At 64.4% G+C, this 26,710-nt stretch carries 27 protein-coding genes and 1 pseudogene; 9 read left to right on the top strand and 19 right to left on the bottom strand.

Annotation, left to right across the window (positions count from 1 at the left end; all coding sequences use genetic code 11):
* The first annotated feature begins 92 nt into the window (after positions 1-92).
* A complete protein-coding gene (locus tag RJT68_RS16635) occupies positions 93-1,385 on the top strand; it encodes an outer membrane protein assembly factor BamB family protein (protein WP_407037649.1) in 1,293 nt (430 codons plus the stop codon).
* Positions 1,386-1,560: 175 nt separating this feature from the next.
* Here RJT68_RS16635 and RJT68_RS16630 read toward each other — a convergent pair whose 3' ends face one another.
* From RJT68_RS16630 to RJT68_RS16615, 4 genes are all read right to left on the bottom strand, one after another.
* Complete coding sequence (locus tag RJT68_RS16630; protein ID WP_407037648.1) at positions 1,561-2,982, bottom strand: uracil-xanthine permease family protein; 1,422 nt, start codon at positions 2,980-2,982, stop codon at positions 1,561-1,563.
* Between the two features lie 205 nt (positions 2,983-3,187).
* Complete coding sequence (hpt, locus tag RJT68_RS16625) at positions 3,188-3,733, bottom strand: hypoxanthine/guanine phosphoribosyltransferase (protein WP_407037647.1); 546 nt, start codon at positions 3,731-3,733, stop codon at positions 3,188-3,190.
* 76 nt (positions 3,734-3,809) lie between these two features.
* Positions 3,810-4,985 carry an AI-2E family transporter gene (locus RJT68_RS16620; protein ID WP_407037646.1) on the bottom strand — a complete coding sequence of 392 codons (1,176 nt, stop codon included), beginning with the start codon at positions 4,983-4,985 and terminating at the stop codon, positions 3,810-3,812.
* Positions 4,931-5,323 (bottom strand): hypothetical protein, encoded by a 393-nt coding sequence (locus RJT68_RS16615; RefSeq protein WP_407037645.1) that lies wholly within the window; start codon positions 5,321-5,323, stop codon positions 4,931-4,933. The genes RJT68_RS16620 and RJT68_RS16615 overlap by 55 nt, the downstream gene beginning before the upstream one ends.
* A 20-nt stretch (positions 5,324-5,343) precedes the next feature.
* Between RJT68_RS16615 and RJT68_RS16610 the strand changes: the two genes are divergently transcribed.
* A complete protein-coding gene (locus tag RJT68_RS16610) occupies positions 5,344-5,904 on the top strand; it encodes a uracil-DNA glycosylase (protein ID WP_407037644.1) in 561 nt (186 codons plus the stop codon).
* A gap of 29 nt (positions 5,905-5,933) precedes the next feature.
* Here RJT68_RS16610 and RJT68_RS16605 read toward each other — a convergent pair whose 3' ends face one another.
* Positions 5,934-6,317, bottom strand: coding sequence for a hypothetical protein (locus RJT68_RS16605; protein ID WP_407037643.1), 384 nt, complete (start codon positions 6,315-6,317; stop codon positions 5,934-5,936).
* Between the two features lie 36 nt (positions 6,318-6,353).
* Positions 6,354-6,803 carry an AAA family ATPase gene (locus RJT68_RS16600; RefSeq protein WP_407037642.1) on the bottom strand — a complete coding sequence of 150 codons (450 nt, stop codon included), beginning with the start codon at positions 6,801-6,803 and terminating at the stop codon, positions 6,354-6,356.
* Positions 6,804-6,966: 163 nt separating this feature from the next.
* On the opposite strand from RJT68_RS16600, the gene RJT68_RS16595 reads away from it, so the two are divergent.
* Positions 6,967-7,380, top strand: coding sequence for a DCC1-like thiol-disulfide oxidoreductase family protein (locus tag RJT68_RS16595; protein ID WP_407037641.1), 414 nt, complete (start codon positions 6,967-6,969; stop codon positions 7,378-7,380).
* 206 nt (positions 7,381-7,586) lie between these two features.
* Here the strand turns inward: RJT68_RS16595 and RJT68_RS16590 are convergent, their stop codons facing one another.
* Entirely contained in the window at positions 7,587-8,927 is a 1,341-nt protein-coding gene (locus RJT68_RS16590; protein WP_407037640.1) for an FAD-dependent oxidoreductase, read from the bottom strand.
* Positions 8,928-9,413: 486 nt separating this feature from the next.
* Between RJT68_RS16590 and RJT68_RS16585 the strand changes: the two genes are divergently transcribed.
* On the top strand, positions 9,414-10,448 hold the full coding sequence (locus RJT68_RS16585; protein ID WP_407037639.1) for an LEA type 2 family protein: 1,035 nt from the start codon (positions 9,414-9,416) through the stop codon (positions 10,446-10,448).
* A gap of 75 nt (positions 10,449-10,523) precedes the next feature.
* Here the strand turns inward: RJT68_RS16585 and RJT68_RS16580 are convergent.
* The 3 genes and pseudogenes from RJT68_RS16580 to RJT68_RS16570 all read right to left on the bottom strand — a co-directional run.
* Positions 10,524-10,799, bottom strand: a pseudogene (locus RJT68_RS16580) (potassium channel family protein); the annotation flags it as partial.
* A 28-nt stretch (positions 10,800-10,827) separates the two neighbouring features.
* The gene (locus RJT68_RS16575) at positions 10,828-12,102 is read right to left on the bottom strand and encodes an RNA-guided endonuclease InsQ/TnpB family protein (protein WP_407037638.1); all 1,275 of its coding nucleotides are present in this window, start codon (positions 12,100-12,102) and stop codon (positions 10,828-10,830) included.
* On the bottom strand, positions 12,099-12,254 hold the full coding sequence (locus tag RJT68_RS16570; protein ID WP_007540613.1) for a DUF2080 family transposase-associated protein: 156 nt from the start codon (positions 12,252-12,254) through the stop codon (positions 12,099-12,101). Before RJT68_RS16570 ends, RJT68_RS16575 begins: the two co-directional genes overlap by 4 nt.
* 53 nt (positions 12,255-12,307) lie before the next feature.
* On the opposite strand from RJT68_RS16570, the gene tnpA reads away from it, so the two are divergent.
* The gene (gene tnpA / locus RJT68_RS16565) at positions 12,308-12,706 is read left to right on the top strand and encodes an IS200/IS605 family transposase (RefSeq protein WP_407037637.1); all 399 of its coding nucleotides are present in this window, start codon (positions 12,308-12,310) and stop codon (positions 12,704-12,706) included.
* A gap of 260 nt (positions 12,707-12,966) precedes the next feature.
* On the opposite strand, the gene RJT68_RS16560 is transcribed toward tnpA, so the two are convergent.
* From RJT68_RS16560 to RJT68_RS16530, 7 genes are all read right to left on the bottom strand, one after another.
* Positions 12,967-13,659: a hypothetical protein gene (locus RJT68_RS16560; RefSeq protein WP_407037636.1), complete on the bottom strand. Its 693-nt coding sequence runs from the start codon at positions 13,657-13,659 to the stop codon at positions 12,967-12,969.
* Positions 13,660-13,827: 168 nt separating this feature from the next.
* The gene (locus tag RJT68_RS16555) at positions 13,828-14,973 is read right to left on the bottom strand and encodes a DUF7343 domain-containing protein (protein WP_407037635.1); all 1,146 of its coding nucleotides are present in this window, start codon (positions 14,971-14,973) and stop codon (positions 13,828-13,830) included.
* Between the two features lie 115 nt (positions 14,974-15,088).
* Entirely contained in the window at positions 15,089-15,334 is a 246-nt protein-coding gene (locus tag RJT68_RS16550) for a hypothetical protein (protein WP_407037634.1), read from the bottom strand.
* A gap of 668 nt (positions 15,335-16,002) precedes the next feature.
* A complete protein-coding gene (locus RJT68_RS16545; protein WP_407037633.1) occupies positions 16,003-16,392 on the bottom strand; it encodes a hypothetical protein in 390 nt (129 codons plus the stop codon).
* A 256-nt stretch (positions 16,393-16,648) separates the two neighbouring features.
* Positions 16,649-18,676, bottom strand: coding sequence for a cation:proton antiporter domain-containing protein (locus RJT68_RS16540; RefSeq protein ID WP_407037632.1), 2,028 nt, complete (start codon positions 18,674-18,676; stop codon positions 16,649-16,651).
* A 286-nt stretch (positions 18,677-18,962) separates the two neighbouring features.
* Entirely contained in the window at positions 18,963-19,370 is a 408-nt protein-coding gene (locus tag RJT68_RS16535) for a High potential iron-sulfur protein (protein WP_407037631.1), read from the bottom strand.
* A gap of 330 nt (positions 19,371-19,700) precedes the next feature.
* On the bottom strand, positions 19,701-19,877 hold the full coding sequence (locus RJT68_RS16530; RefSeq protein ID WP_407037630.1) for a hypothetical protein: 177 nt from the start codon (positions 19,875-19,877) through the stop codon (positions 19,701-19,703).
* 230 nt (positions 19,878-20,107) lie between these two features.
* Here RJT68_RS16530 and RJT68_RS16525 point away from each other — a divergent pair, with 230 nt between their 5' ends.
* Both RJT68_RS16525 and RJT68_RS16520 read left to right on the top strand, forming a co-directional pair.
* Complete coding sequence (locus RJT68_RS16525; RefSeq protein ID WP_407037629.1) at positions 20,108-20,704, top strand: hypothetical protein; 597 nt, start codon at positions 20,108-20,110, stop codon at positions 20,702-20,704.
* A 256-nt stretch (positions 20,705-20,960) separates the two neighbouring features.
* Positions 20,961-23,036: a hypothetical protein gene (locus RJT68_RS16520; RefSeq protein ID WP_407040397.1), complete on the top strand. Its 2,076-nt coding sequence runs from the start codon at positions 20,961-20,963 to the stop codon at positions 23,034-23,036.
* A gap of 178 nt (positions 23,037-23,214) precedes the next feature.
* Here RJT68_RS16520 and RJT68_RS16515 read toward each other — a convergent pair whose 3' ends face one another.
* Together RJT68_RS16515 and RJT68_RS16510 are read right to left on the bottom strand one after the other, a co-directional pair.
* Positions 23,215-23,565, bottom strand: coding sequence for a hypothetical protein (locus RJT68_RS16515; RefSeq protein WP_407037628.1), 351 nt, complete (start codon positions 23,563-23,565; stop codon positions 23,215-23,217).
* A 559-nt stretch (positions 23,566-24,124) separates the two neighbouring features.
* Positions 24,125-24,544: a hypothetical protein gene (locus tag RJT68_RS16510; protein WP_407037627.1), complete on the bottom strand. Its 420-nt coding sequence runs from the start codon at positions 24,542-24,544 to the stop codon at positions 24,125-24,127.
* Between the two features lie 622 nt (positions 24,545-25,166).
* On the opposite strand from RJT68_RS16510, the gene RJT68_RS16505 reads away from it, so the two are divergent.
* On the top strand, positions 25,167-25,667 hold the full coding sequence (locus tag RJT68_RS16505) for a hypothetical protein (protein ID WP_407037626.1): 501 nt from the start codon (positions 25,167-25,169) through the stop codon (positions 25,665-25,667).
* Positions 25,668-26,600 (top strand): tyrosine-type recombinase/integrase, encoded by a 933-nt coding sequence (locus tag RJT68_RS16500; RefSeq protein WP_407037625.1) that lies wholly within the window; start codon positions 25,668-25,670, stop codon positions 26,598-26,600.
* The last annotated feature ends 110 nt before the right edge of the window (positions 26,601-26,710 follow it).

Here is a 26,710-nt window from a genome sequence, read left to right as displayed (position 1 = left end):
GGTTACGCCAGTGCAGTAAAACGAGTTCGGTCCGCTCGCGCCCCATCCGTACAACTGAAGACTGATACCGATCGAGCGAGAGTCGGCGAACGATGACGCGATCTCCCTCTCGGCGAACCGCACTGAAAGCCGCCGGCGTCGGCGTGCTCGCCGTCACCGCCGGCTGCCTGACTCCGCGAGCGGACTCTCTCACCGCGGCCGACGATCGCGACCCCGTGGACGACCCCCTCGAGGACACTGTTCCCGACGGCGTCGTCCAGTTCCGGCAGTCGCTCGAGAACTGGGGCTACTACCCGGAGGAGACGGTGCCGGACGCGGTCGAACGGGCGTGGCGGATCCCGGAGCACAACACGGACGAACACCGCGCGGCGAAGGCCAGCGCCGTTCCGCTTCCCGACGGCGGCGTCGTCATCCCCGGTGATACGGGCTATGTCACCGCCCTCTCCGCCGACGGCGACGTCCGCTGGCGGGGGGAGACCGACATGGAGGGCCGGGGGATCCACGGCACGCCCGTCGTCGCCGACGGCCGCGTCTACATCGGCGCCTACGACGGCGTGCTCTACGCCTTCGATGCCGAATCGGGCGATGAGGTCTGGTCGACGGACCTGGGAGACGCCATCGGCTCGAGCCCCAAGTACGACGGCGAGCGGCTATTCGTCGCCGTCGAGTACGCCGACCCGGAGGGCAGCACGTTCGCCGTCGACCCCGACTCCGGGGAGGTGCTTTGGGAGGACGACGAGCACCGGCCCACCGATCACCCCCACTCGACGCCGGCGATCGATCCCGAGACGGGAACGATGGTCGTCGGTTCGAACGACGGCTCGCTCTACGCCTGGGAGTACCCGTCGCTCGAGTTCGCCTGGTCGTTCGAGACGGCCCCCGAGAACGACACGGACGGCGAGATCAAGGGTCCGATCGTCACCTACGACGGCGCCGCCTTCTTCGGCTCCTGGGACGAGCGCATCTACCGCGTCGACCTCGAGGAGGGGACCGAAGACTGGTCGTTCGAGACCGGCGGCCTCTCTATGACCGGCCCCGGCGTCGATCCCGTTCGCCACGAACTGTACGCGGGGAGCCACGACGGCAACCTCTACGCGCTCGATCCCGACGCGGGGGACGTCCGGTGGCGGTTTCAGACCGACCGGGCGCTGACCGGCTGTCCCACGGTGTGCGCCGATCGGATCGTCTTCGGCTCGAAGGACCGGACACTGTACGCGGTCGAGACGGCCACGGGCGAGGAGGTCTGGCGCGTCGATCACGACGGCGTCGTCACCAGCACCCCGCTCGTTCGCGACGGGGCGATCTACTATGCCGAACGCGCCCCGGATCCGGAGAACGGCGACGTCGACGGCGGCGCGCACAAACTCGTTCCGGCGGAGGCGTGAACGGGTCGTCGGCCGACGCGTTCGGATCCCGCGACCACCGTCCGGGTCGACGCCGACTGCGACTCGAGCGTCTTGGTGCTCGAGCGCTGTCGCTCGGGGGCGTGGGGTCATCGTCGCATGACCGGACGCGGGTGACGAGCGCGAACCCGACGAACGAGAAGGAACCGTCAGTCGATCAGTCGTCGCTGGGACCGACCGTCGCCGGGTCGGGGTCCGTCCCCGTCGATCCGTCCGCGTCTCGAGGCGGGGCGTCGAAGAGCGGACTCCCCTCGCCGGGGACGAACGTGTTGAGCACCAGCGCCGAGAGCGCGGTGACGATGACCGCCTGGCCGAAGAACTGCTGGGCGACGCTCGGGAGTCCCTCGAGCGCCTCGGGCGTCGTCGTGACGCCGAGTCCGAGGCCGAGTGCGACAGCGACGATGACCGTGTTTCGGCGGTCGAGGTCGGTGTGGGCGACGATCAGTCGGAAGCCGCTCGCGGCAACCATGCCGGCCATGAGCAGGACCGCGCCGCCGAAGACCGCGCTGGGGATGGTCGCGACGGCGGCTCCGATCTTTGGACTCAGCCCGAGGACCGCGAGGACGACGCCGCCGATGCCGACGACGTGGCGGCTCATCACGCCGGTAAAGTTGACGATGCCGACGTTCTGGGAGAAGGAGGTGATCGGGAACGCGGCGAAGATGGCGCCGAGCGAACTCAGCAGGCCGTCGTTGAACAGCCCGCCGCGGAACTCCTCGTCGGTCGGGTTCCGCCCCTCGGCGGCCGTGACGCCCGACATGTCCCCCACCGTCTCCATCGCGGAGACGAGAAAGAGGAACGCGAAGGTGACGATCGCGACCGGTTCGAACTCGAGGCCGAACCGCGTGGGCGACGGGAGGGCGATCCAGGCGGCGTCCCCGATCGCTCCGAAATCGACGAGTTCGAGGCCGGTTCCGAACGTGAGGGCTACCGCGACGACGTAGCCGACGGCGATGCCGATGAGCACGCTCAGCAGCCGCGTGACGCCCCGCGTGAACATGTTGAGCCCGACGGCGATGGTGAGGACGAGCGCGGCCAGTCCGACGTGCTGGATCCCTCCGTACGTGCCGGCGTCTTCGGCCGCGGCGCCGCCGGCGACGTAATCCATCCCGACGGGGATCAGGTAGAGTCCGATGATGACGACCACGAGCCCGGTCACGAGCGGCGGGAAGTAGGGTTTGATGCGCTTGAACTGCCATCCGATGAGCCCTTCGACGACGAATCCGGTGACCAGGATCGCGCCGAACACCGCGGCCATCCCGTACTCCGCGCCGATCGAGATCGACGCCCCCACGAACGTGAAACTCGAGCCCATGACGATCGGCAGGCGCGCGCCGACCGGCCCGACGGTGTACGCCTGAATAATCGTCGCCAGTCCGGAAAAGAGGAGGACCATCTGGACGAGGTACGCGACGTCGGCTCCGAGTCCGACGTCCCCCGCGACGACGTACGCCACAGCCGTCGCCGGCACGATCATCACCGCGACGTGTTGTAACCCGAGCAGGATCGACTTCGCCAGCGGCGGCCTGTCGTCGACGCCGTACTCGAGCTGAATACCCCCGTTCGATTCGTTCGACATGCTATGTTCACCACCTTGCGTATCGCCTACCAAAAAGTTTCGTATGTGGGCCCAGAATCCGGGGATCTATTCGTTGAAATAGGCATATAAGTGCATAACTACTTCGTTCATGTGTCCACGTTCGTGCGTAACCGGCGGCTGGACGGCGGCGATCGCTCGAGGGCAACCGGTGATCGGTGAACGCGGAACTACCGTCGAAAATGGCTCAGTGAACCGTCACGTCGCCGTCCTCGACCGTGATGTCGATCAGGCTCGTCGCCTCGAACTCCGTGTCGTCGAGCGCCGAGGGACCCACCTTCCGCATCACGACGACCACGTCGACGATCTCGGCCCCGATGTCGTCGAGCGCCTCGCAGATGGCCGCGAGCGTCCCGCCCGTCGAGAGCATGTCGTCGACGATCACGACCCGATCGCCCTCCTCGACGTCGTTGATGTACATCTCCGACTCGGAGTAACCGGTCTCCTGGTGGAGCGAGACCTCCCCCTCGAGGCCGTACGGACGCTTGCGGATCACGACGAGCGGGATGTCGGTCTGGAGCGAGAGCGCGGTCGCGAGGTGGATCCCCATCGCTTCGGGGGCGACGATCTTGTCAACCTCGAGGTCGGCCGTCTGCATCACCTCGACGACGACCTCGCGCAGCAGCGCGGGGTCGAGCATCGGCACGCCGTTGCTGATCGGGTGAACGAGGTACTCGTAGCCGTCCTTGTCGATGATCGGTGCGTCGTCGAGGGACGCGATGAGCTTCTCCATACCGCCGGTTGGAGGAATCGGAGCAAAAACGGATCGTTCTCCGAGAGCGGCGACGGGCACCGTCCGCGGTGGACGCTCAGGCGTCCTCGTCTCCGTCGGCCGACGGTCGCGGTCGGTCGCTGCTGCCGACGCTCGGGACCGCATCCCGTGGTTCGTCGTACTCGCGCAGCCGCGACTGCCGGACGCCGGGCGGATCGCCCGTCAGCGCGTACGGCAGGAGGATGTGGACGGCGTTCGCCGCGAGGATGAGCAGCATCGGGACGAGGAAGAGGCCGTAGAAGCCGAAGACGATCGGACCGACGACGTAGGCGAGCAGCAGGAGGCCGGTGTGAGTCTCCTCGCCGCTGATGTGCGCCCGGATGAAGAAGTCCGGGATGAAGTCCACGACGACGGCGCTGACCGCGGCCAGCACCCCGACGGGGACGAGCAGGGAGAGGTTGCCGTCGAGGACCGCGTTCCCGGCGAGCAACAAGGTGACCGGGATGTAGACGAGTTTGATGCCGACGACCGGGATGAGGCTGCCGATACCTGCTAGCGCCCCCACGAGCGCCGGAAACGGAACGTGCACGGTCGGGGGTGCGAAGAAGTTGTACGCGTAGAAGGTCGCGACGGCGACGATCGCCGTCGCGAACACGTTGACGATGTTTCCGAACAGCGTCAGCGACAGCTCCGGGTCGACCGCGCGGACGTACGCCTCGAGCGCGCCCGACTCGTCGTACGTCTCGAGCAGCCAGGAGACCAACCGGGGGCCGTCGACCAGCATGTAGTAGGCGAGCACGACCACGATAAGCAACTGGACGAGCACGCCGCCGACGAGGCTCACCGCGCCGGCGAGGCTCACCAGCAGCGTCGAGAGCGACGCCTGTGCGGCCGCGCCGGTGAGCACCTGCTCGAGTTCGTCGAGGTCGAGGCCGGCGAGGTCGACCTCTTCGAGCGCCCGGGAGACGACCTGGTCCTGGATGGCGTACGTCTCGAGGAATGCCTCCGTCTGGACCACGATGATGGCGATCGTATACCCCAGCAGGATCACGAACGGGACGCCGAACAGTACCAGCGCGAGCATCGCCCTGACGCGACGGGGGAGGCCGAATCGGGCGAGGAAGCGGTGGATCGGCCGAACGGCGTAGTAGAGGAACACCGCGAACACCAGGACCGCGACGAACGAGAGGGCGATGTAGGCGACGAGGAGGAGCAGGGCTACGACGACGGCTCCGATCGCGATGCGTCGGCCGAGCGTTCGGTCGTTGTCCATGGATCGTGGGTGGGATCGAGCGGGCGGTAGCCGAGCGCGAGCGGCGTGACTCGTAGGTGATCGTAGTATACAGCGGTGACATAATGGTTGTTGTGATGGCTCTCCGGTGATCCGGACGACCGGAGCCCGCTCGCGACGGTATCGAGATCCGTTACGGCGGCCGGCGTCCGAAAGCGGCGAATTCGGCTCTCCGCGTCGATCGTGACGGCGGTGGCGAGCGAGTCGGAGTACCGGGAGGCGGTGAGCCGGACCTCGCCTATCCACTTCCGGTGGGACGGTCGCTCCCGTCGGATCGCCTGACAGTCACGGCGTCCGACCGGGGAAAGGAGGTTTCCCACGGCGGGCGAAGACACACGCGATGACCGACGACGCACCCACCGACTGGGAGTTCGACGACGTCTACGCCGACGCCCTCGAGGCCGTGCCCGACGACCAGTTCGATCCCGAGCGGTTCGTCCCCGGCGTCGGGCCGCTGTCGGCCGACGTGATGCTCGTCGGCGAGGCGCCGGGCGGTCAGGAGGTGAAGGAGGGCGCGCCGTTCGTCGGACAGGCGGGTACGCAACTGGATCGCGCGCTCGAGGAGATCGGGTACGACCGCCGAGACCTGTATATCACGAACCTCGTGAAGGTCCGCCCGCCGGAGAACCGCGACCCACACGTCGACGAGATCGAGGCCTGGTGGCCGGTGCTCGAGGCCGAGATCGAGCGCGTCGATCCGGCCGTCCTCGTCCCGCTGGGGAGCTTCGCGACGCGGGAGATCCTCGACACCGACGAGACGATCACCGACTTGCACGGCCGAGACGTCGAGGTCGACGGGCGAACCGTCCTCCCGTCGTTTCACCCGGCGGCGGCGCTGTACGACCGGAGCAAGGTCGACGCGATCGAGTCGGACCTCGAGACGGCGCTCGCCCTCGCGTGAGGGGGCCCCGGGATTCGACGAGGTCCGAGTCAGAGGACGTGCTCCCGTACGGCCGCGACCGAACGCGGCCACTCGTCCTCGAGTACCGAGAGCGCCCCTTCGACCGCGCGGCGGTGCTCGCACAGCCACACCTCCTCGGCGTCCATCGCGCGGTGCCACGCCTCGAGCGAGTCGTCGTCGAACGCCGAGGGCGCACCCTCCCCGTCATAGACGGCGGCGTCCCCGACGAGCGCCCCGTGCGCGGGAGGTCCGTCCGCGGCGAGCGCGAAGTACCCCTCGAGTCGATCGACGACGTCGCGGCGCACGGGATCGTCCTCGGTCGAGCCGGTGGACTCGGCGGGGTCCGAACGGCGGGCCGCGGATCGCTCGCCGGGTGGCGGTTTGGAACGTCGGCGTCGGTGTGAGTCGCGCACGACCGGTCTGGCCGCCTCTTCGTATAAAAAGTCGCGCTACTCGAGCCAGCCCACGACGGCGGCCTCGAGTCGGTCCAGCGCCTCCTTCTCCGAGAGGTCGTCGGTGTCGAGCGTCAGGTCCGCCCGTGGCGGTTCGAACTCCGCGTACATGACGTGGGCGCCCCGTTCGTCGATGGAGGACTCCCGATCGCGGTTGCGTCGGAGGCTCGTCTCGAGCGACGCGCGGACCCGAACCACGTAGCAGTGGTCCTCGAGGCGGCGGAAGCGCTCGCGGTGGCGCCGACGGAAGAACGTCCCGTCGAAGATCCAGTTCCGGTCGCCCTCGGCCTCGCTGACCCGCTCGGACATCCGCTCGTACGTCCGCCGGTTGAAGTCGTCAGAGTGCAGACTGTCGAACTCGTAGCCGTGCGCCGCTAGCCGATCGCGGAGGCTCCGGGCGAGCGTCGTCTTCCCGGTCGCCGGCGGTCCGCAGAGAATAACGAGCACACGCGACGGTGCGCGTCACGGGCAAAAACGGTGTCGACCGGCGTGCGCACGGCGGTTCCGTCGACGCGAACGCGATCGTACGCTTCTTCGAGCCGGCGTCTGCTCGACGAACCGAGCGCCGATCGGGTCGAAACCATTAGTGCGTGGCGCCCGTTCGTCAGATATGACCGAACCGGTGCTCGTCTACGACGACGACTGCGGCTTCTGCACCTGGTGGGCGGATTTGATCGACGAGCGTTCGGATCTCCGGATCGTCGGCTTCTCGGACCTCGAGGACGAGGATCCGTCCCTGCTCGAGAGACTGCCGAACGACTACGAGTCGTGTTCGCACCTGGTGACCGACGAGGGGGTGTACTCCTGCGGCGCATCGATCGAGGAGGCGCTCGTCCGCACCGATCTCGGCTCGCGCGCTCGGCCGGCGGTCGACCGGTTGCGCGACGTCGGCGCCTACGGCTCCGCCCGTGAGTGGACCTACCGCCGTATCGCGGACAACCGCGCGTTCTGGGGGAAGCTGCTCTCGAAGACGCCGCCCGCGAGGGAAGGGGACTCGAGGCCGAAGGCGGACGACGCGCGCTGAGCCGTGGGTTCAGCGTCCGCCAAGTGGACGCGGACGTAACGTTCCGTCTCCGGCCCGGCGGGTCGGCGGTCCTCGGCCGCGTGGTGGTACGGCGCCCACTGGAGCGATCGTTCACCGGCCCGTGGCGACTGTCCACGAACCCGTCGGCCACCTATCGAATGGGTGACCGCCCCCGAGACGTTCGTGTTGCTTACGGACGGAGCCGTTCAGGCCGCCCGCGGGAAGTTGTCGATGGTGTCCGCGCGGAAGGCGGACTCGTCGAACTCGTAGTCGCCGTCGAAGAAGTCGATCACCGCCCGAGTGTCCTGTAATGCGTTCTTCAGGCAGGTCGAGGCGCCCGGCGACGGCGTGATGTTGAAGATGATGTCGTCGCCGACGATCTTCGCCTCGCCCATGTCGAGCGACCGCGTCTTCGTGTTGACGATCTGCGGGCGGACCCCGCCGTAGCCCTTCGCGCGCTGGATGTCCTCGAGTTCGACGCTCGGGACCACCTTCTGGACGTGGGGGAGGAACTGCTTCGGTCCGACCTTTGGGATATCGTAGACGAGGTTCCGGAGGACGTACGGGAGGAGGATCCGGTCCGCGAGGATGTTTCCGTAGCTCAAAAACGCCGCGGCGTTCAGCCCGAAGACGTCGAAGAAGTCCTTCACGGCCGACATCCGGCCGCGCTCGAGGGTCGGCACCAGCTTCGCGGTCGGTCCGAATCGCGTGATCGAGGGGTCGTGGACGTCCGCGTCGCCGTGGACCGCGGCGAACGGGAGCTTCTTCATCTGGAGCGTGTAGACCTTCCCGTTCAGGAGGTCCCGGGCGAGGAAGAAGCTGCCCGCGACGGGGAGGAGGACCATACCGTCGCCGTAGCCGAGTTCCTTCGCGATCTGGAGGCTGTGGGATCCCGCGGCGACGACGGCCGCGTCACTGTCGAACCGACCGGCGTCGGTTTCGATCGTGTAACCGTCGAGCGTCGGGGTGATGTCCTCGACCGTCGTGCCGGTGTAGACGTCCACGCCGTCGACGTCCGCCGCCCGGTCTACGAACGATTTCGTCGTCTCGCCGTAGTCGACGACGTAGCCGTCAGGCGTCTGCAGCGCGAGCATGTCCTGGCTCGGATCGCGCCCTTCCACCACCTTCGGCTCGAGGTCGGCGATCTCGTCCCGGTCGATCGCCCGGAGTTTCGGGAAGAGGTCGCCGAAACCTTCCTCCTCGTACCGGCGCTCGAGCTTTCGGACCTCAGCGTCGCCGACGCCGAGCACCATCTTGCTTCGTTTGGCGTGCATCTCGCGGTCGGGGTCGTAGTGCTCCAGGTAGCCCGCGAGGAGCTCCGCCCCCTCTTTGACCTCTTCGGCCTTCTCGAGGGTGTAGTTGGTCTCGATGTCACCGAAGTGGAGGGTCTGGGAGTTGTTCGTGTGGTGGGTGTTGATCGCAGCGATCTCCGGTTCCTTCTCGATCAGCGCGATCCTATCGATGTCGGTGAACGTGGCGGTCGTGTACAGGAGCGAGGCGCCGCTGATACCGCCGCCGACGATGACGAGGTCGTATTTTCCTGACATGGATAACGTGTGACGGTGATCTATCCGACAGACTCAACTGGAACTATATAACTCATCTTTTCTCGACGAGATTTCGACGTGGTGGGTAGCACTCATCGACGATCGTTGATCAGCGAGTGGACGCGCCTGATCGCCACTCCCACCACGTCCGGAATCGGTGTCGTGCACTTTCTCTCACGAAGGAGAGGGGGTTTGGGGGATCGGTTCGGTCAGTCTTCGCTTTCACGCTCGAGCCGTCGAGATTGAGACATCCTGGTGCCGTGATCGCCACGGCCGTCGCTCCGACTGGTGTGCGCTCTGCTGAAGTCGGAGCGTCGGAGATTCGTCCGGACTCGAGGGTGACGCAACGTGATCCGAGCCAGCAACCGAAGCGCCACGTTCGCCTCGGTCGCGATTTCGCCACCGGACCGATGGCGCCCGACTTCAACGCCTTGAACCTGTAACGCAACGGACGAACCGTGCCCGCGTGGGAGCGGGGGTAGATAGATGGTTCGTCGCAGAACGTGGCTGGCGATACTCGTCGTGCTCGTCCTTCTCGGTACCACCGCCGCTTACGGAGTCCTCGCGGTTGATCGGCCGCGGGTCGAATCGATCGACAACGACTGGGGGACCGTCACGGACGAGCGGACCGAGGTGGTGACCGAGGTCACCATCGACAACCCCCTGTTGCTTCGCTACGGCGACGCCGGGGCTGACGTCTCCTACACGGTCTCGCTGAACGACGTCGAGGTCGCGAACGAACGGGAACGCCGCGTCGACCTCGACGGTGACGACACCGTCACCGTCTCGACGTGGATCGACAACGACGACATCCCGGCGTGGTGGGCCTCGCACGTGAACAACGACGAGACGACCACGGTTCGCGTCGAGCCCGACATCATCGTCGACGTCGGCGGGGTCGGAATGCCGGCGGAGGAGCTAACCCGGACGCGAACCGTCCGTACTGACCTGCTCGAACCGCTGGAGACGAACGAGAGCCAACCGGTCCGGGCCGCCGGTCGGACCGCGTTCGTCGTCCACGAGTCCGACGCGCGGTGGGGAAACGCCACCGTCGACCGAACGCCGATCGAAGCGTCGGCGTCGGTGACGAACGAGCTGTCGACTCCGGTACCGATCACGCAAATCGGATACACGGTGGAGTTGAACGGGGTCGTCGTCGGACAGGGCGTCGCCGCCGACCGGACCGTACTCGAGCCCGAAAGCAACCAGACGATCACGGCCAACGCGACGATCGACAATTCCAAACTCGACGAGTGGTGGGTGACCCACCGCCGGAACGACGGGTCCTCGAACATGACCGTCGACTTCAACGCGACCGTCGAGTACGCCGGCGTCGAGCGAACCGTCCCGCTCGAGTTCATCTCCTACGAGCGGACCTTCCGGACGGATCTGTTCGAGGAGGAGACCGAGGGTACGACCGACGCGTCGAACGGCGAGGACGGACGTCGGGGCGAGGGACGAGCGTCGGCCGCCAACGGAGTGCAGGTCGTCGGCGACGATCCGCCGCGCTCGAGCGGCTGAGTTCGGAATCCAACACCGATCTCCGCGTCGGCGCGTCGGCGCGTCGGCGCGTCGGCGCCCCGGGCGGGTGCGGCGCTACTCGCTCGAGTCGTACTCCTGACAGATGACGTGTCCGCAGGCCTTGCAGTGGGAGGCGTCCCGGTCGTGGGACGACAGGCCGCAGTTGGGGCAGGTGACGTCGACCGTCTCTTTCCGCGTCCACTCGCGAACGATCTTGCTCGCCTGCCACGGGAGGACGATGATGCCGGCCAGGATTGCCGCCACCGTGACCCACCGGCCAGCGGTCGTGACCGGGACAATGTCGCCGAAGCCGACGGTCGCCAGCGTGACCACGACGTAGTGAACCGCCTCGGGGTCAAGCCCCGAGGCTTCCCGTGGTTTAGTCGGACACTCCCATCCGACCATCGGCCTGATAGCCTCGAACGGTCGGGTGGGTCACGGTCGGGGCGTCCACGGCCCCCGATGCCTGCCGTCGCACCTTCCGAACAACGGGAAGGCTGTTGAGAGCAGGCACATTCCAATCGAGTTTCTTCACGCCCTTCACGGCGATATTGACGCTTGCACCACGGTCGCTGTGGTCTTGATGCCCGCACGACCGACACTCGAACCGCTTCTTGTTGCGGTTCGCTCGCTCCGTATGTCCGCACATAGGACACCTCTGACTAGTGTACTCGGGGTTAATCCAAGCGGTCGGAATAGCCTCGAACGACGCCTTGTACGACGTATAGAACTGGAGAGCGTGGAACGGGAGGTGGTGCAAGCGTCGGTTCATCCGCGTGCCATAGTCGATACTGTCGCGCATCTCTTTGAGGTCTTCAAAGACGATGCACGGCTTCTCGAACTGCTGGCTCCACTCCACGATATGCCGAGACACCTTGTGGAGTCTGTCGCGGACGAACCGTTCCTCACGTCCTTCCAGCGTGTCGTGGATACTGTCCTTCCCCGCGTTCTGCACGCGCTTTCGCATCGTGAAGTAGCGATGGCGCTCGAACTTGATTTCGGGAAAGTCGATGACAACCGTGTCTTCGACGCCCTCCTTGGAGAGTGCGGTGAGGGCCACGTTGTCCTCGTTCACGTCCACGCCAACGACCGTTCGTGAGTCCTGCTTGTTCCGAACGGTCTGCTCGGTGTTGGTGACGTTGACGTGCAACTCAGCGGTGTCGTCGTGGAACAGGGCTTCTGCCGTCCCTATCTTCCACTCGTCCCTCGTGAGCGCAGTCTTGAGAATGTCGAGGTGGGCGTCACTCCCTTTGAGGATACCCTTGACGTGCTTGTACGGCTTCGCGCTGATACGGAACGCGATGTTCCCCTCGTTGGTGAGCGACAGGTTGTACCCTTCCTCGTAGTTCGCACGAAGCGGGTACGCACCGTCCTTGGTGTGACTCGGGAGTCCGAAGTCGTCGTACTCGTAGTAGTTCTCCATCGCGCCGAGAGCCTTGGCGACAACGCGCTGAGTCGTGTTCTTCACGAGGTTGGAATCGTCGGCCACCCGGTCGGGAATCGCGTCCCAGTCCATACCTTCTTTGGCGAGGCGGATGGTTTCGTTGTACACCGAGCGTGCTTCAAGGGTGGCATCGTACAGCAGGCCCTCGTTGTCACTCTGTATGTCGAGTTGGGAGTCCAGCGTCTTGACGAGGGCCTGTGAGTCGGTCATTCTTCGTCTTGTTCGGTAGGTTCTGAGGTTCGGACGACTTTCACATCCGCGCCACGCCAGCGTTTTGGGACGGTGACATGGGCACTGTTCCCGAACGGTTTGACCTCACCGTCGAGTACTTCCTCGCCGTCGATTTCAAAGCGGTTCGCCATACTTTTGTATATCCTTTATATATACTTAAATGTGTTGGTGTAGTGGGTTCGATATGGGCGAGAAGCGGTCGGACCACACGGTGTATAACGTCAACTACCACTTCGTGTGGTGTCCAAAGTACCGTCACGCGATTCTCGAATCAATCGAAGATTCGCTGGAAACGAGTTTCCGCGACGTGTGTGACGAGTATGGCTACGAGATACTGTCGTTGCACATCTCGCCCGACCACGTTCACCTGTTCGTCTCCGCTCACCCGAAGCACTCACCGAGCGAGATTGTACGAACAGTCAAGAGCATCACGGCGCGGGAGATGTGGGAACAGCACGAACCGTTCTTGGAAGACTACCTGTGGGGCGGTGGGTTCTGGGAAGAATCGTACTACGTTGGGACGGCAGGCGATGTTTCGACCGACACTATTGAACAGTATATCGATCGAACGGAACACGTTTAGCGGGGCTTACGGCCTTCTCCCTCGGGGTCAAGCCCCGAGGCACTCGGCCTGCTCCGCCTGTAGACCCTCTGATCGGCCGGCACGCGGTCGGTCTCGGTGAGACTCTTCACGCCCTCGCGACCTGTTGCGGGACCGCCCGTTCCGGGCGTCCTCGAACGACGACCGGCCCGCCGGACGGCGCGGGTCGGCGTCCGGTCGGCCCGTCAGAAGGGACGGTTTCGATTCCCCGAGGGAGCGATTCGCCGAAATCAGTCGTCAGCCTACGGTGTAACGGACGTCTCGTTGTTCCGGTTTGCGCCGCGGTCGTCGAACGGCTGCTCCCCCGGGAGATCGGACGCGCCGCCCGGCAGTCGGCCGTCGAACGTCCGGCCGACGTCGTCGCCGGCGATGCCGCGAGCGATCTCCGCGTTCTCCGCCCCGCTCCGTTCGCCGGCCCGCTCTCGAAGCGCTCGAATCGAGTCGACGTCGACGTCGCCTTCGGCGAGTGCGTCCTCGGGCAACTCCGCTGCAGTCGTCTCGGCTATCGCGGCGCGTCGCTCGATACTCCGCAATTCCGCGACGGTCCTCGCAACTTCGGCTCGATACCGCCCCTCGCTGATTTCGTCGTCTTCCCGGGACTCGTTCAGCGCTTCGAGCCTGGTCTCGAGTTCCGAAAGCCGGGCTTCGTTCTCCTCGTGGTCCTCCTCGATGACGGCGGCTTTCGTCTCGTTCGTCTCGGCGTTCGCGATCTTCGCTCCGAGCGTCCGCTCCGAGACGTCGCCGTCGATCTCGGCGTCCTGAACGCCGACGCTGGCGCTGAACTGTTCGCCGGGTTCGATCGATTCGTTCCCGCCGTCGGTCTCGCTGTCGCCCTGCGCCCCGTCGTTCGAAAAGACGCTGGCCGCGCCGAGGGGGACGGCGACCAGCGCGACGAGGAGTATCGCAAGCAGCGCAATCGAAGTGGTTCGGTTCATTGGTGGGTTTCGTATTCCGTCGATGATATACGTTCGAGTCGATGACGTCGGTTCAACGATCGTCAACGCGATTCAACGCCGTTTTCGATCCGCTTCCGTCCGTCGATTTCGTCGGATTTCCTCCCTTCGGGAGGCGGGCCTGTACCCCCGGGGCCGTCCCGCCGCTGCTCATTCCGATTCGTCACCTCCCGGCGCCGTCGGATCCGGGTCGCCCGCTTCGGGAAGCGACAACACGTTTTCGCGGCCGAGCCTGAACGACTCGAGTCGTCCTTCGTCGCGGAGTCCGCTGACGACCTTGCTGGTTTTCGCGTCGGTCCAGCCCAACTCCTCGACGACGGTCTGCTGTTTCATCCGGCCGCCGTCGTCTCGGAGCAGTCGGAGGACCTGCTCTTCGTTGCTGAGCAGTTCCGTATCGACCGTTCCGGTCGCATTCGTCCCCGCAGACTCAGACTCGTCGGTCGTCGCCCGTCCCGCGACGGAATCCGGAGGAGGCGTCCGAACTGCGTCGGACTCGCCGCTCGGACCGGCGACTCCGTCGATCCCTTCCCCTCCATCGGACGCGCGAGTGCGGTACCACCACAGGCCGACCGCACCGAACCCGGCACCAATCGCGACGGCGACACCCACGATCGTCGCCGTTCCGGGTCCGGCCCCCGCGGCGGTGAGGGTGACTCGCGGTTCGCCCGAGACGAACTCGGTCTCGCCGCCGCGCCAGATCACGGCCCGATCGCGCTCGTCGTCGGGCTCGGGTGTGACCGAACGCCGTTCGTATTCCTCCGGCCACTCGATCAACAATCGCGTCCCGTCGTCGAGGTAGATCCCTTCGATCGCATCCCCCGCGCGGAGTTCTTCACCCTCGACGGCGGCGAACCCGTGCCAGTCGAACGTGTACCTGACGACGCCGTACTCGCGCGCGAACGACTGTCGTTCGGTGCTCACGTCGTAACCGTCCGTCGACATTTCCCGTCCCGTCGCCTCGCTACTCGTCGAGACCGTCTCGTTCATCCGCTCCGCAAAGCTTTCGGTGTAATTATCGGGGTCGTCACGGACGTCGTCCCGCAGGGAGTCGAACGACGTTTCGCTCTCTTCGTCGTCGAGTTCGACCCAGAATTCGACCGTCCACTCGGCGGTCCCGTCCGACTCGATCGCGACGTCCATTCGGACCTCGTCCGCGTCGATCTCGTCCTGCTGGACGGTCTCGAGGTCCGACTGCGTCCTCGCGGACGCCGTGGTACCATCGGTCGCGACGACCGGCCCCGAACCGACGAGGAGGAGCGCGACAACAGCGACCGCCACGGCGGCACGACCGTTCATACGAGACGGTGCTCGGCACCTCGCTTAAAACATACGATAGACACAGAACTGCTTCCTAGGGGCTCTATAGTCATGGATCGGCCATTGTCGAGCTCAGAAGATAAAATCATTGTCATTATCTACTACCGCTCGAGACGCCCGCATCGCCACCCGGCGTGAGGTCACGAACGACCTCCCCGAGAGCGCCGATCGTCCCGCCGACGAAGTCGGTGATCGCGCCGAGGATGTCCGAGACGAACTCCGGTACCGGATCCGGGAGGTCGGCCGGCGGACCGTCCGCTGGTTGTGCCGCCGCAGTGCCAGTCGCTCCGACGAGGAGCGCGATCGCAACCGCAATCATGAGTTTCGTTTTGCCGTGCATCACGGTTCGACAGTGGCCGGACACCCACGTAAACCGGGACGTTCGTCGACGAGGTTTGCCCTCGTTTTCCCCGATTTGCCGTCGCTTTGGGGCACGCTCGTCCCACCACGCGGCCGGGACACCGGTCCCACCGGCGACGAGTCGAACGACGCTGGTGAGAACGAACGGGAGACCGAGCGCAGTGAGCCGGGTGACGCGCCCGACGACGGCGACCGTCGCCCGACCGTCTGGGCACCGCCAGTTGATCACCTGGACCCGTGCGATCAGCGCCAGTATCGGACCGAGGTGGGTGTCCCCGCGGTCAGTCACACGATCGCGCCGAGAATGACCGTGACGACCGCGTAGGAGTCGTCGTCGACGCCGAGGACCTTCGCGCTAACGGAGATGTCCGATCCACCGACGGGCGATGCGGCCAGCAGTGCGACGAGCGACCCGGATCACGGTACGGTTCGTCTTCCGGGCGATTCGACTCCGGGTGTCGGCTGTGGGACGCCATCCGACCACAGTTCCGACTCGGAGGTCGAACGGACGGATAGCGGGCGAAACCCTGTGCAACGAGTCCGCCCGGTCTGTAAAACGGTCGAATCTACGACGGCTTCGAAAACGTGTTCGAGAGGGAACCGCGTCAGCGGGGGTGGCAGGAGCGACGCAGAGTGTGGAGGGCTGCGTTATTCGTCGCCGCCGTCGCTCTGTCCGTCGGTGTTCTCACCGTCGTCGCCGGCGTTCTCACCGTCGTCGTCGGCGTCCTCACCGTCGTCGTCGGCGTCCTCACCGTCGTCGTCGGCGCTCTCGTCATCGCTCGGTGTTTCCTCGCTGACTGCGTCTCCGAGCGAGGATCCGAGGTCACCGTCCAGGAAGGACGAGATCCGATCGTGGATCGCGGCGACGCGTTCGGGAACCTGTTCGGGGAGGTCAGCGTTCGGGCCCACACCGTCGCGGTCGCCAGCATCCCCGCCGTCCGCGCGGTTTTCGCTCGAGCCGGCTCGATCTTCTGCGCTGTTCTCGCCCGCGTCTGCGGGCGCATTTCCGGGCACTGCGGCGGCGACACCGGTAGTCACGACCAGCAGTGCGCACACGACTGCGATGAGCGTTGTTCGGTTCATGCTGCACCCGACTCTCCCGGTCGGACCCCCTTCAAGGGGGAACGTCGTAGACTCGGTTTTCGAGCGTTTGACGCCGTTCGAGGGACGATTTCGCGCGTTTTCTCCGGTTCAACGCGGGTAGACCGCGCGTGAGGTGGACGAACGTCGACCCCGTCGATCCGGTGACGAGAACGGCGAGTTCGCCTCGGTGGTGCGACGTCGATAGATCGACTCACCGCATGCGCAGGAACCGACGCGCGTCCGACGGCTCCTCCGACAGGTAGCCCACCAGGACGTTGCCGTCAGTCGCCGTTCGAACGCGGCCCGGGACCGACCGAAGCCCGGGTTGCCACCCCCGCGCTCCCTCCCGCGGGAGGAGCGCGACGAGCAGGTCGCCCTCCTCGGCGTCGATCCCCGCTCCGTCGGTCGCCTCCACCTCCAGGGTCACGTCGGGTTCGACCTTGTTGAGGAGGCCCTCGTAGGTCTCCGGGTCGCCATCGAGGAGCAGACACCGGACGGGCGCCCCGAGCTGTTCGGCGAGCGCTTTCATCACGTGAACGCCGTGGAAGAACTCGGGGTGGGCGGCGATGCGCCCCGGAAGCACGAGCGTGAGCCGATCGACGGCCTCGAACGGCTCCGCGAGTCGGGAGACGACGAGTAACTCGTCGGTCCGCTCGAGCAACTGGTCGACGGTGTCGCCGAACACGCGGTCGCCGAAGCGGTGCCGGTCGGTCCAGCCGACGACCACGGTGGTGATGCGGTTCTCCTCGATGGTGCGAACGATTCCCCGAACGGCGCTCGAGTCGACCCGCGTGTGCGTATCGACGGGGACCTCCGCGGCGCTCGCGCGTTCCTCGGCCGACTCGAGCACCGACTCGGCCTCGGCCACCTCCGCGTCGGCGCCTCCTGCACGGTTCCGAACGGCGGTCATCGCGTGAAGGGGTTCCTCGGTCTCGCCGCGTAGCAACACCGCGAGGTCGACGAGCAGATCCATCCCGTCCCCGTCGGTCAGGGAAACGAGCACGCGCTCGGGCGCGTCGTCCGGATCGTACTCGTCACCGCCCTCCGCGTCGACGACCGCCCGGCCGAAGCGACTCGTTATCGCGGGGCTCGCGACGCCCACGATCATTATCATGAGCACGACGCCGTTGACGACGGACTCGCCGAACAGCCCGACTTCGAAGCCGATGAGCGTGATCGCGAGGGTGGCCGCCGCCTGTCCCGACGTCAGTCCGAACACGGTGAGCCACTCCTCACGGGCGTAGTCGTACACGCGTGCGGTCCCCCAGGCGGCGACGAATTTCGTCACCAGGAGGACGGCGATGATCGACCCCGCGACGAGCCACGCCCGGATCCCCTGCGTGAACACGGTCGCGTCGACGAGCATGCCGACCGAGAGCAGGAAGAAGGGGATGAACAGCGCGTTTCCGACGAACTCGATGCGGTTCATCAGCGTCCCGCTCCGGGGGATGAGTCGATTGAGCGCGAGCCCCGCCAGGAACGACCCGATGATCGCCTCGACCTGCGCGAGTTCGGCGGCGAACGCGCTCGCGAACAGGACCGCCATCACGAATAGGAACTCGAAGTAGCTCTCCTCGTCCACGTTGCGGAAGAACCAGCGGGCCAGTTTCGGGCCGACCACCCAGACGCCGGCGAACAGCGCGACGAGACCGAGGCCGAGCTGGCCGAAAAAGACGAGGTCGAGCGATCCCTCGAGCGAGCGGATCACGACCGCGAGCACCAGCAACGCCAGGGTGTCGGTGACGATCGTGCCGCTGATCGCGGTCGTGATGGCCTCGTTCGTCGCGAGTTCGAGGCGGTCGATGATCGGGTAGGCGAGCAGGGTGTGGGAGGCGAACGTCGCCGCGAACAGCGCCGCGGCCGGCAACCCGAACCCGAGCACGCCCACGCCGACGGCGACGCCGACCGTCATCGGAAGCAGAAACGACGCCATCCCGAAGAGGACGCTCCGATCGGGGCTCTCGAGGAATTCGTTGACGTCGATCTCCAGCCCCGCGACGAACATCAGGTAGACGATGCCGATCTCGCCCAGGAGGACGATCGTCTCGTCGCGTTCGAGCAGGCCGAGGGCGTTCGGGCCGATGAGGGCGCCGAACACCATCACCCCGACGATCCCGGGGACCTTGAGCCGTTCGAACAGCAGCGGTGCGATCAGAAAGATGCACATCGCCAGCGCGAAGATGAGGACCGGATCCTCGAAGGGGCGCGACAGCGTCACCAACACGAACGAATCGGTCATTGGCGACCCCTCACACCTGACGACCTTCAGTCTGGCGACGTGTTCACCGGTGTATCCCGTCGGTGTCCACGGGACGCCGGTCGGGACGCGTCCGTCGTCGAGAACGAAACGAGTGGACCGCCTCGCCGAAGCACCGTAACGACGTGCGGACTCGAGTTGAGCCGATTCGAGTCGATATGAGCCGATTCGAGTCGATATGAGTCGAGGTTAACCGTCGTACCCCTCGAGTACCGACGCTGAGACGCCGCCTGTCCCTCGCCGCGGCCGATTCGTCACGCGTCGGCTGTCACTCCTCCAACCGCTCGGCAGGCTGGTACAATCCACACCAGTCGGTCGTTCGGATTTCGCCCGAGACCTCGGTACACGCGGCCGCGAACCCGCTCCTGTTACTCGTGATGAGGAACGTGCAGTTCGCACACAGTTGTCCGTTCTCGGAGCGACACACGTACCCCGCCTCCTCTCTGGTGACGATGTCGTCCGGGTCTCGTTCGCGCCCGTCGACGCTCTCCATCGTTTCGAACTCCTCGGGGACCTCGTCGCTGAGCTCCTCGAGACACCACCCCTCCGCTCGCTCCGAGGGTGATTCTCCCTCCTGGTCAGCGTCCCCCAGACAGCCAGTTACGCCGACAACCGAGGCGGTGGTGATCGTCTGTAGAATGGGACGACGGGGGACCTTCGGTGGATTGTCGGCCATACCTTTCTATGCGTCGCGAAAACACAATAGGCTTGTCCGAGGTTCATCGCTCCCGATACGAATTCGGTGCTCCGGTGGCGTTTCACAGAGATGCAAGGAGGAAGCCCGCGGCTGAAGCCGTCCTCAGAACGCACTGCGTTCTGATGGGCTGCACAAGACCAGAGGTCTTGTGAACGTGGGTGGAATCCGACTGGTCTGTCCGCGTTCGATCTTCCGTCGCTTCCGTCGAGGGTGAGAGTGGTGGTCACTCGAAAACCACACGCGCGAACAGACGGAGAACCCTCTCGGAGTTCGTCTCGTCGGCGATCCGGGTGGCCTCCCCGAAGCCGATTACTCGTACGGCACACCGAAGTGGTGCCCTTGGTCGCACGAGACCTCCACCAGCTTATCCCTCCCCCAAATGCCGGTTTTATACGATTGGACGACTCCCTTCGATTCTGCACCGTCGGGAATCGACGTCCTCGCCTCGCTGTCGCAGTACGGACACGTGACGGTTATCGTGGGCATTACGGTTGGTGACACTCAGCGTGTATTAAATCTTCGCGAAACGATGGTCTTGACACTCGCAGTTCGTGTGCTCCCCACGGTTCACCGAAGAAGAGCTTAGCAATCCCCCGCGAAAAGATCGCGCAGAAACTCGTCACGGTCTTACAGTCTTCGAGAAGCCAACCCTTCCGGTCAGTAGCGGGTTCGACGGTTTCCGCAACTGATTTTTCTGATAGGAGAGTCGAGATGGTATGGTTGTCGACGCAGCGGTATCGGGCGTATTTGCTCCGGAACTTCTCGTTACTGTCGTCACAATCGTGTTAGCAGGATACGAACTGTTGACCACAGACGCCGGTTGGAGAGGTGTTACGTGTCGGGTAGCGACAGTGTTGGTGGCGTTTGTCTTGGCGTTTGGGATCTATCAGGGTGGTCCGGAGACGGTCTCGGCTTCGGTGCCGGGCGGGGAGGACTTCTTCGCGAGCCTCGGGTTGATCGCGGGTTTCGTCGTTATCTGGTTCGCCTGGCATCGGTGGGAGTGGGGCGATTTGCTGCCGGTGTACTGTTTGCTGTTGATCGGTACCTCGGCCGTCCATCTCGTGGTCGTCCCGTTCTGGGACGTCTCGAGTCACGTCGTCTACGCCGCGGTGTCGACGGGATTTCTGACGTTCGTTGACCGACGGTTCGTAGCGTCCCTACTGGTTCCGCTGGGCTTGACGTGGAGTCGCGTGGCGCTCGAGGCCCATACCGTGGTCGAGTCGGTGGGCGGCCTGGTTTTCGCTTCGGTGATCGTCGCTGCGGCGTTCTTCGCCGGGACGATCCCGAAGAACGGTGTTGCTGGTTCTCCGTAGTTCAGTCGTCGGGAGAAGAGGCCTCGGCACTCACGACTCGTCATCTATCCACAGCCGCTGGTTTACGGCTTCTGTTGCGCCCGCTCGTACAGTTGTTCTACCAATACGAGACTCCGGTCACGTCCGGCGCTATATAACTCCAGAAAGCCTATCCGTACGTCCGCTACAGTGGTTCATAGACGATGTGGAACCGTACAGCCGTATCGGACGATACGTGTGGAAGGACTACCGTCGTCAGGACCTGTAATTTGTGACGATAGACAAAGACTCTGCTCTGTCGATCGACCGACGGACAGTACTCGAGACGGTAGCGACCGGGGCGGCCGCGTCACTGGCAGGCTGCTCACTGCTCGAGCGGAGCGGCGATGGCGCCACCTCGAACCTCGACGACGAAAGGGCGCGCTCGCTCGCCGAACGGTTCGCACCGACGGTGTACTTCGACCGCCACGAGCAGTGGTTCCCGACGGACCCGCGACGATACGAGAGCGAGCGGGATGGCGAATTCGTCGTGGACGGATTCGACGCCTTTGACGGGTACGTGAAGCGTCGGAACGATGGTGACGATCACAAACCGCCCGACCCAACAGTGTTCTACCACGCCGTCGAGTACGAGGAGTCGCCGCTGGCGGTCGTGCAGTTCTGGTGCTACTCCGTCTTCGATCAGTTCACCACGAACTTCCACTGGCACGACTGGGAGGTCCTACAGGTGTTCGTCGACACCGACACCGACGAGCCGCAACTGTACGTCGCCAGTTCCCACTCCCGAACGGTGCCGAACAACGAGTTCCTCGATCCCGACCCCGAGCAGCGGCCGCGGATCCTGTCGGAACTCGGATCACACTCGAGCGCCCTCTCGATCAACGACGACGCCGAACGCTTTCAGCGGCTCCCGCTGGACGGCGACGTGGCCGACATCACCAACAGTATCGTCGAGAGCCTCGAAGACGTCGCGGCGATCCCGCTGGCCTACGGTCTCCCGCGCGACGAGGGGGTGGCGCTCCCGTTCGTGGTCCCCGAACTCGAGGGCGAACCGATCTACGAACACGAGCGGTTGCCGTCGGTCGAGGCCTCGGATCTCGTTCCCGACGAGTTGACCGTCCGTTCGTTCGACGCGCTCCAGTCGCCGCCGACGGACCTTCCTGAGCGAGAGTCGGGCTACCGTTTCGAGTACCGGGGACGCGAGGGAGTCGACCCCGACGTAGCCTACGAGCTGGTTCCGACCGCCGAACTCGAACACATCGAGGACTTCACGGGGCCGCAATTGAGCTTCGAGTTCGCCCTTCCGGAGTTCGCGGAGGACGCTGTGGCCGGCCACATCACGACGACCGGCGTCCCTTGGAAAGGAGCCCGGTACGACGACCCGGCGACCGACATCACCGAAATTAACCACCGTCAGGCGCTTTCCGACCGCTACGATGCCATCAGCGACCCCTCGCCGGTCAACCAGGTCGTCGCCGGCGTCACGAACGCGGTCACATCTGACGACGCCCCCGATGACGAGGGGCTGACCACCGAATACTCGCCGATCGAGATGTTCGCACTGCTCCAGAGCGACCCCGAAGCGGTTCCGACGTTCCAGGGAATCGCCGTCTTCCAGGACGTCCCCGAGGGCGAGCACACCTTGACGATAAACGGCGCCGGCGTCGCTCCCCACAGCGAGACGGTCACGGTCTCCGACGACGACGCCCCCACGGTCGCCGGCGTCGACGGCGAAATCCCCGTCGTGGCCCGCGAGAACGCCACGAAACTCGAGATCGATCCCGACGACGCTGACAGCACCCTCACCGACCTCGCCGTCGAAGACGACTTCGCCGGGCGGCTGTACGACGCGCCGCTGTCCGGCCCCGACGCGGTGTACGTCCACCGCGGTGGCGCGTACACGACGGAGGTCCGCGACAGCGACGATGAACTCGGGGCGTTCCGGCTCAACCCCGGCGACGAGGGTCGAGTCCGTATCGACGAGCCTCGAACGGGTAAGGCCCCGCTGGCGAGGTACCTCGCCGACCTCGCAGAGGAGACCAGAGCCGGGGTGACGGCTGCCAGCGACGAACCGGACGGCTCGGACAGTCAGAACAGTGCGGTTCAGGGCCTTGCTCGGGCGCTCGAAGCCGTCGGCGAAGCCGCCCGCCGTGCCGCCGACCGCGCGGCCGCAGGCGACCGGGACGGTGCGAATCAGGAACTCGATGCCGTTGCGACTCGCCTGGACCGCGTCGAGACACGGTTGTCGGAGGCCAGCAATTCGATGGAACCGGCGTGGGTCCGCGCGACCGAAAACCGTCTCGAACAGGCCCGCCGGCGATCCACACAGGCCAGCGAGGCCCGCAAGCTCTGATTCGACCGGCGGTCCGAACGTAACAGAAGAGTCCGTCGGCGAACCCCCGCGTTGTCGGTTCGCCGGAGACGGCTCGTCAGCGGTCGGTGTGTGTGGCGTCTCGGTATTCTCGTCGGTATTGCGTTCGCCGAACCGGACGCTCTAGACGTCGAATTGCCAGGGAGTCGTCCCCGTCCCGCTACGCGCCGGGGACGCCGAACGCGCCGACGCCGAGCCGAAAGACGCCGTTGAGAACGAACAGGATACCGAGCGCGGCGAGCCAGGCGACGAACCCGACGATCGCGGCTGTCCCCCAGCCGCCGGGGTACCGCCAGTTGATCACCCAGATCCAGGCGACCAGCGCGAGTACCGGGCCGACGAGCGGTACCCACGTGGCAAGCGTCCACGCGATCGCTCCGAATAGGGCTGTGACGATCGCGTACGAGTAATCGTCGACGTCGACGACGACCTTCGCGCTGACGAAGATCGCCAGCCCACCGACGAGCAGTGCGACGAGGAAGGCGACGAGCGATCCGATGAGAGGTACCATTCTTTACGTCCTTCGTTCCGACCCTGATACGTGTTGTGACATACGCCCTCGAGACAGCCCGCACGAGGTGAGCGTCGAACGGACTGGCTGCAGACGGAATCGCCGGGGCCGAGAACGATCCGAACGGAGTGTTCTTCGGCCGTGTCAACCAGAGTTGGGGAGGAAGGATCGTCAACGGGACCAGATCCAGGTACCCGACACGCTAAGTGTCGATACTGAACCGGTGCCGGCCGACTCGACGGCCACGAGGACGATCACGGTCTCCCGGACGACACCGACTCCGGCGGACCGGAATCGCCGGGGCCGGTAGCGCAGCCTCACGACGGCGTTCGACGCGACGATCACCGGCACACCGCAGAATAGCGGAGAGGTCGAACGGCCAAGGCTGCTTCGGAGTTGCGCGGTCAGTACCGCGCGACCGTCGATCGGAGGGGCGAGGCGACGTGGAGGGTACCAGTACCGATCGACAGGTCCGGGTGTCCCTCACCAGCCGAACCCCGTCACCGATCGGAGCCGGCCGACAGACTGAGAGCGTGGATGGGCGGGTGACGGGTTCGACTTATTCGTCGTCGTGCGACTCGTTCCCTTCGTCGTCGGCGCGTTCGTCGGTGTCGACGGCCTCGTCGGTTGCTCCGTCTTCTCTGGTGCCGTCGGCCTCGTCGCTTTCGTCGTCGCCCGGCGTCACCTCGCTGATCGCGTCTCCGAGCGAGCCCTCGAGGTCACCGTCCAGGAAGGACGAAATCCGATCGTGGATCGCGGGGACGTGATCGGGAACCCGTTCGGGGAGGTCTGCGTTTGGACCCTCTCCGCCGCGTACGTCCGTTTCATCGGGGGCGGACCCGTTTTCGCCTCGATCGTCTCGTTCGTCAGCACTGCTCTCGTTTGCGTCTACGGGTGCGTTTCCGGGCGCTGCGACGGCGACCCCTGTCGTGACGACCAACAGTGCACACGCCGCTGCGATGAGCGTTGTTCGTTTCATAGCTTGCATCCGTCCTTGCTGGCCGGCCCCCCTTGAAGGGGGGATGCCGTTATTCCGTTTTTCTCACGTTTGAAGCCATTTGACGGACGTCTTCGCGGGTTTATTTCCGGTTCAACGCGAATAGGTCGGGCGGTCGATCGAGAGCGGGAGCGGGGCGTCCTCTCGACGGGGCGAGGGATATGAGGGGCGCGGCGAGAGCGGGACGGATCGAACGGAGCACGGCGATGCGGTTCTGACGTGGATCTCGTCGTCGTGTTCGCACGATCCGGCGCTAACGGCCCCACTCGATCGCTCGGTGCGCTACCGACCCGAATCGAGTTCACGCTCTCGTCTACTCTCGTCGTTTCGACACCATCAGTTCGCGGGCGACAAGAACTGGGGTTCTCGTTCACCGAACCGTCTTCGACTCACTCCGAGAGCGATACGACACCACTTTCGTGGCGTTCGTGCACCGCTCTTCTGCACCGATGGATGGAATGTCGGCCTCGGCACTCATATAAAAGTCAACTGACATCATCACCGGTATCCGAGTGGTGCCAGCTGAAGTCAGCATGGACCGATTCAACGATAAACCGCGCTGCATCGAATTTGAAAATCGCAGACTTAGCAGGGGTTGTTCGCCATGCCAAGTGATGGATGGCGCGAGTCAACTGGGATCTCAGAGGACACGTCACGGGTGACAATATACTGTGACACTTCTGATAAAAAGGCATGGTCAGAAGAAACACAGCAACAAGACTACCCCAGTCGAAGTGTCTACCTCTATGAGCTAATTGAGGACGCACGCGCTCATCGTCAGGAAGGGTTCCTTAGCTGGCAGCGAACTCAAGAGAGAATTGAAGCGTTAGAGGAGCAGGTCGATACGCTCCAGAGCGAGTTAGAACAGGAGAAGCGGGGTAATCACCCACCATCTCGCTTTGCTAGCGCGACGTTCGTCACGCCCCATCTGTCGTATCGGTACCAATCGCTCGAGGACATCGTCAATACAGTCGTTTCAGAGGAGTCGACCGAAGACCTCGTCCAAAAACCAGTCGAAGACACCCTGTACTCGCTTGCGGAAAACGGCACAGTCGAATACAGACGGGGCCACGGCTGGCGACTATCCGAAGGGGGTGACGAATAGATGGCCGACGACTGGTATGAAACGATCTACGAGAACAAGCATGCAGAGATCAACAACTTCATTCGCCAGAAGAAAACGACAGGCCGTAGTCCGCGAACCCTCAATGCGTACAGTCGAACGCTGAAGAAACTCTACCACGAGCAGTTCCCTGAGATATCGCCAGCCGAAACAGAGATCTATCACATCGAAGAATACCTGTTTCAACTGGACGAGCGGGGCTTGACACAAAACACAAAACGCCGATATCTCGAGTCACTGTCGGCATTCTTCAGTTATGCGATGAAGCGACCACGGTTCGAGGATATTGATAGCAATCCTGCAGGGGTGGTGCTAGAAGAGATCCCGAAGGTGATCCATGACCGTCCGGACTGTGCGACATGGGAGAACGCAAAACGGATCGTCCGCGCAATTCCAGATCCACGAAACAAAATGGTGGCAGTGCTTCTGGCGAAAACTGACTGTCGACTCACCGAAACGCTCGAAATTGAGATTGATGATCTGATGTTAGAAGAGGGATTCATCCGACTCCGAAAACGCAAAGGCGGGAAGCAGACCGTCGTCCCGATCGATCAGGAAACGATCCAGAGTGTAGAGCGGTTCCAGATGGTTCGACCCAGTGGCGACTCCAACTATCTCTTCGTCAGTATTCGTGGGGATCGGGTTTCTCGAGAACGCGTGCGGGTAGCGGTCAGGAATGCGGCCGTTGACTGTGACGTTATGGAAGAAGGTGCGACACAGTTCCATCGAAAATTCACACCTCATACCTTTCGGACAGTGTTTACAACATTGATGCGTCAAGAGGGGATGGACGATCGAATTCTGCAGTATATCCGTGGTGATGCGAATAGTCAGACGATGGACATCTATACGCGTATTGATCGTGAGGAAGCTCGTGAACAACTCATAGAGTGTATGCAATCATTGGATTTGTAACGAGATCTGAGGGGGGCTGGGAGTTATAGTGTTGAGTTGACGGTTGAGGATGATGAAGCGAGTGATTCTGTGACTGAGACGGTTTCTGTGGAAGAGGACTCTGAGGATGG

Source organism: Halovalidus salilacus (assembly GCF_031852275.1).
Classification (GTDB): Archaea; Halobacteriota; Halobacteria; order Halobacteriales; family Natrialbaceae; genus Halovalidus; species Halovalidus salilacus.
This window is presented reverse-complemented; position numbering and strand designations above follow the sequence as displayed.

Coding starts and splice junctions, on each gene's coding strand:
- RJT68_RS16525 (WP_407037629.1), top strand. CDS start 20,108: ATGGTTGTCGACGCAGCGGTATCGGGCGTATTTGCTCCGGAACTTCTC.
- RJT68_RS16585 (WP_407037639.1), top strand. CDS start 9,414: ATGGTTCGTCGCAGAACGTGGCTGGCGATACTCGTCGTGCTCGTCCTT.
- RJT68_RS16620 (WP_407037646.1), bottom strand. CDS start 4,985: ATGGACAACGACCGAACGCTCGGCCGACGCATCGCGATCGGAGCCGTC.
- tnpA (WP_407037637.1), top strand. CDS start 12,308: ATGGGCGAGAAGCGGTCGGACCACACGGTGTATAACGTCAACTACCAC.
- RJT68_RS16500 (WP_407037625.1), top strand. CDS start 25,668: ATGGCCGACGACTGGTATGAAACGATCTACGAGAACAAGCATGCAGAG.
- RJT68_RS16635 (WP_407037649.1), top strand. CDS start 93: ATGACGCGATCTCCCTCTCGGCGAACCGCACTGAAAGCCGCCGGCGTC.
- RJT68_RS16570 (WP_007540613.1), bottom strand. CDS start 12,254: ATGGCGAACCGCTTTGAAATCGACGGCGAGGAAGTACTCGACGGTGAG.
- RJT68_RS16630 (WP_407037648.1), bottom strand. CDS start 2,982: ATGTCGAACGAATCGAACGGGGGTATTCAGCTCGAGTACGGCGTCGAC.
- RJT68_RS16610 (WP_407037644.1), top strand. CDS start 5,344: ATGACCGACGACGCACCCACCGACTGGGAGTTCGACGACGTCTACGCC.
- RJT68_RS16550 (WP_407037634.1), bottom strand. CDS start 15,334: ATGCACGGCAAAACGAAACTCATGATTGCGGTTGCGATCGCGCTCCTC.
- hpt (WP_407037647.1), bottom strand. CDS start 3,733: ATGGAGAAGCTCATCGCGTCCCTCGACGACGCACCGATCATCGACAAG.
- RJT68_RS16555 (WP_407037635.1), bottom strand. CDS start 14,973: ATGAACGGTCGTGCCGCCGTGGCGGTCGCTGTTGTCGCGCTCCTCCTC.
- RJT68_RS16505 (WP_407037626.1), top strand. CDS start 25,167: ATGCCAAGTGATGGATGGCGCGAGTCAACTGGGATCTCAGAGGACACG.
- RJT68_RS16535 (WP_407037631.1), bottom strand. CDS start 19,370: ATGGCCGACAATCCACCGAAGGTCCCCCGTCGTCCCATTCTACAGACG.
- RJT68_RS16560 (WP_407037636.1), bottom strand. CDS start 13,659: ATGAACCGAACCACTTCGATTGCGCTGCTTGCGATACTCCTCGTCGCG.
- RJT68_RS16530 (WP_407037630.1), bottom strand. CDS start 19,877: ATGCCCACGATAACCGTCACGTGTCCGTACTGCGACAGCGAGGCGAGG.
- RJT68_RS16575 (WP_407037638.1), bottom strand. CDS start 12,102: ATGACCGACTCACAGGCCCTCGTCAAGACGCTGGACTCCCAACTCGAC.
- RJT68_RS16540 (WP_407037632.1), bottom strand. CDS start 18,676: ATGACCGATTCGTTCGTGTTGGTGACGCTGTCGCGCCCCTTCGAGGAT.
- RJT68_RS16590 (WP_407037640.1), bottom strand. CDS start 8,927: ATGTCAGGAAAATACGACCTCGTCATCGTCGGCGGCGGTATCAGCGGC.
- RJT68_RS16595 (WP_407037641.1), top strand. CDS start 6,967: ATGACCGAACCGGTGCTCGTCTACGACGACGACTGCGGCTTCTGCACC.
- RJT68_RS16510 (WP_407037627.1), bottom strand. CDS start 24,544: ATGAAACGAACAACGCTCATCGCAGCGGCGTGTGCACTGTTGGTCGTC.
- RJT68_RS16515 (WP_407037628.1), bottom strand. CDS start 23,565: ATGGTACCTCTCATCGGATCGCTCGTCGCCTTCCTCGTCGCACTGCTC.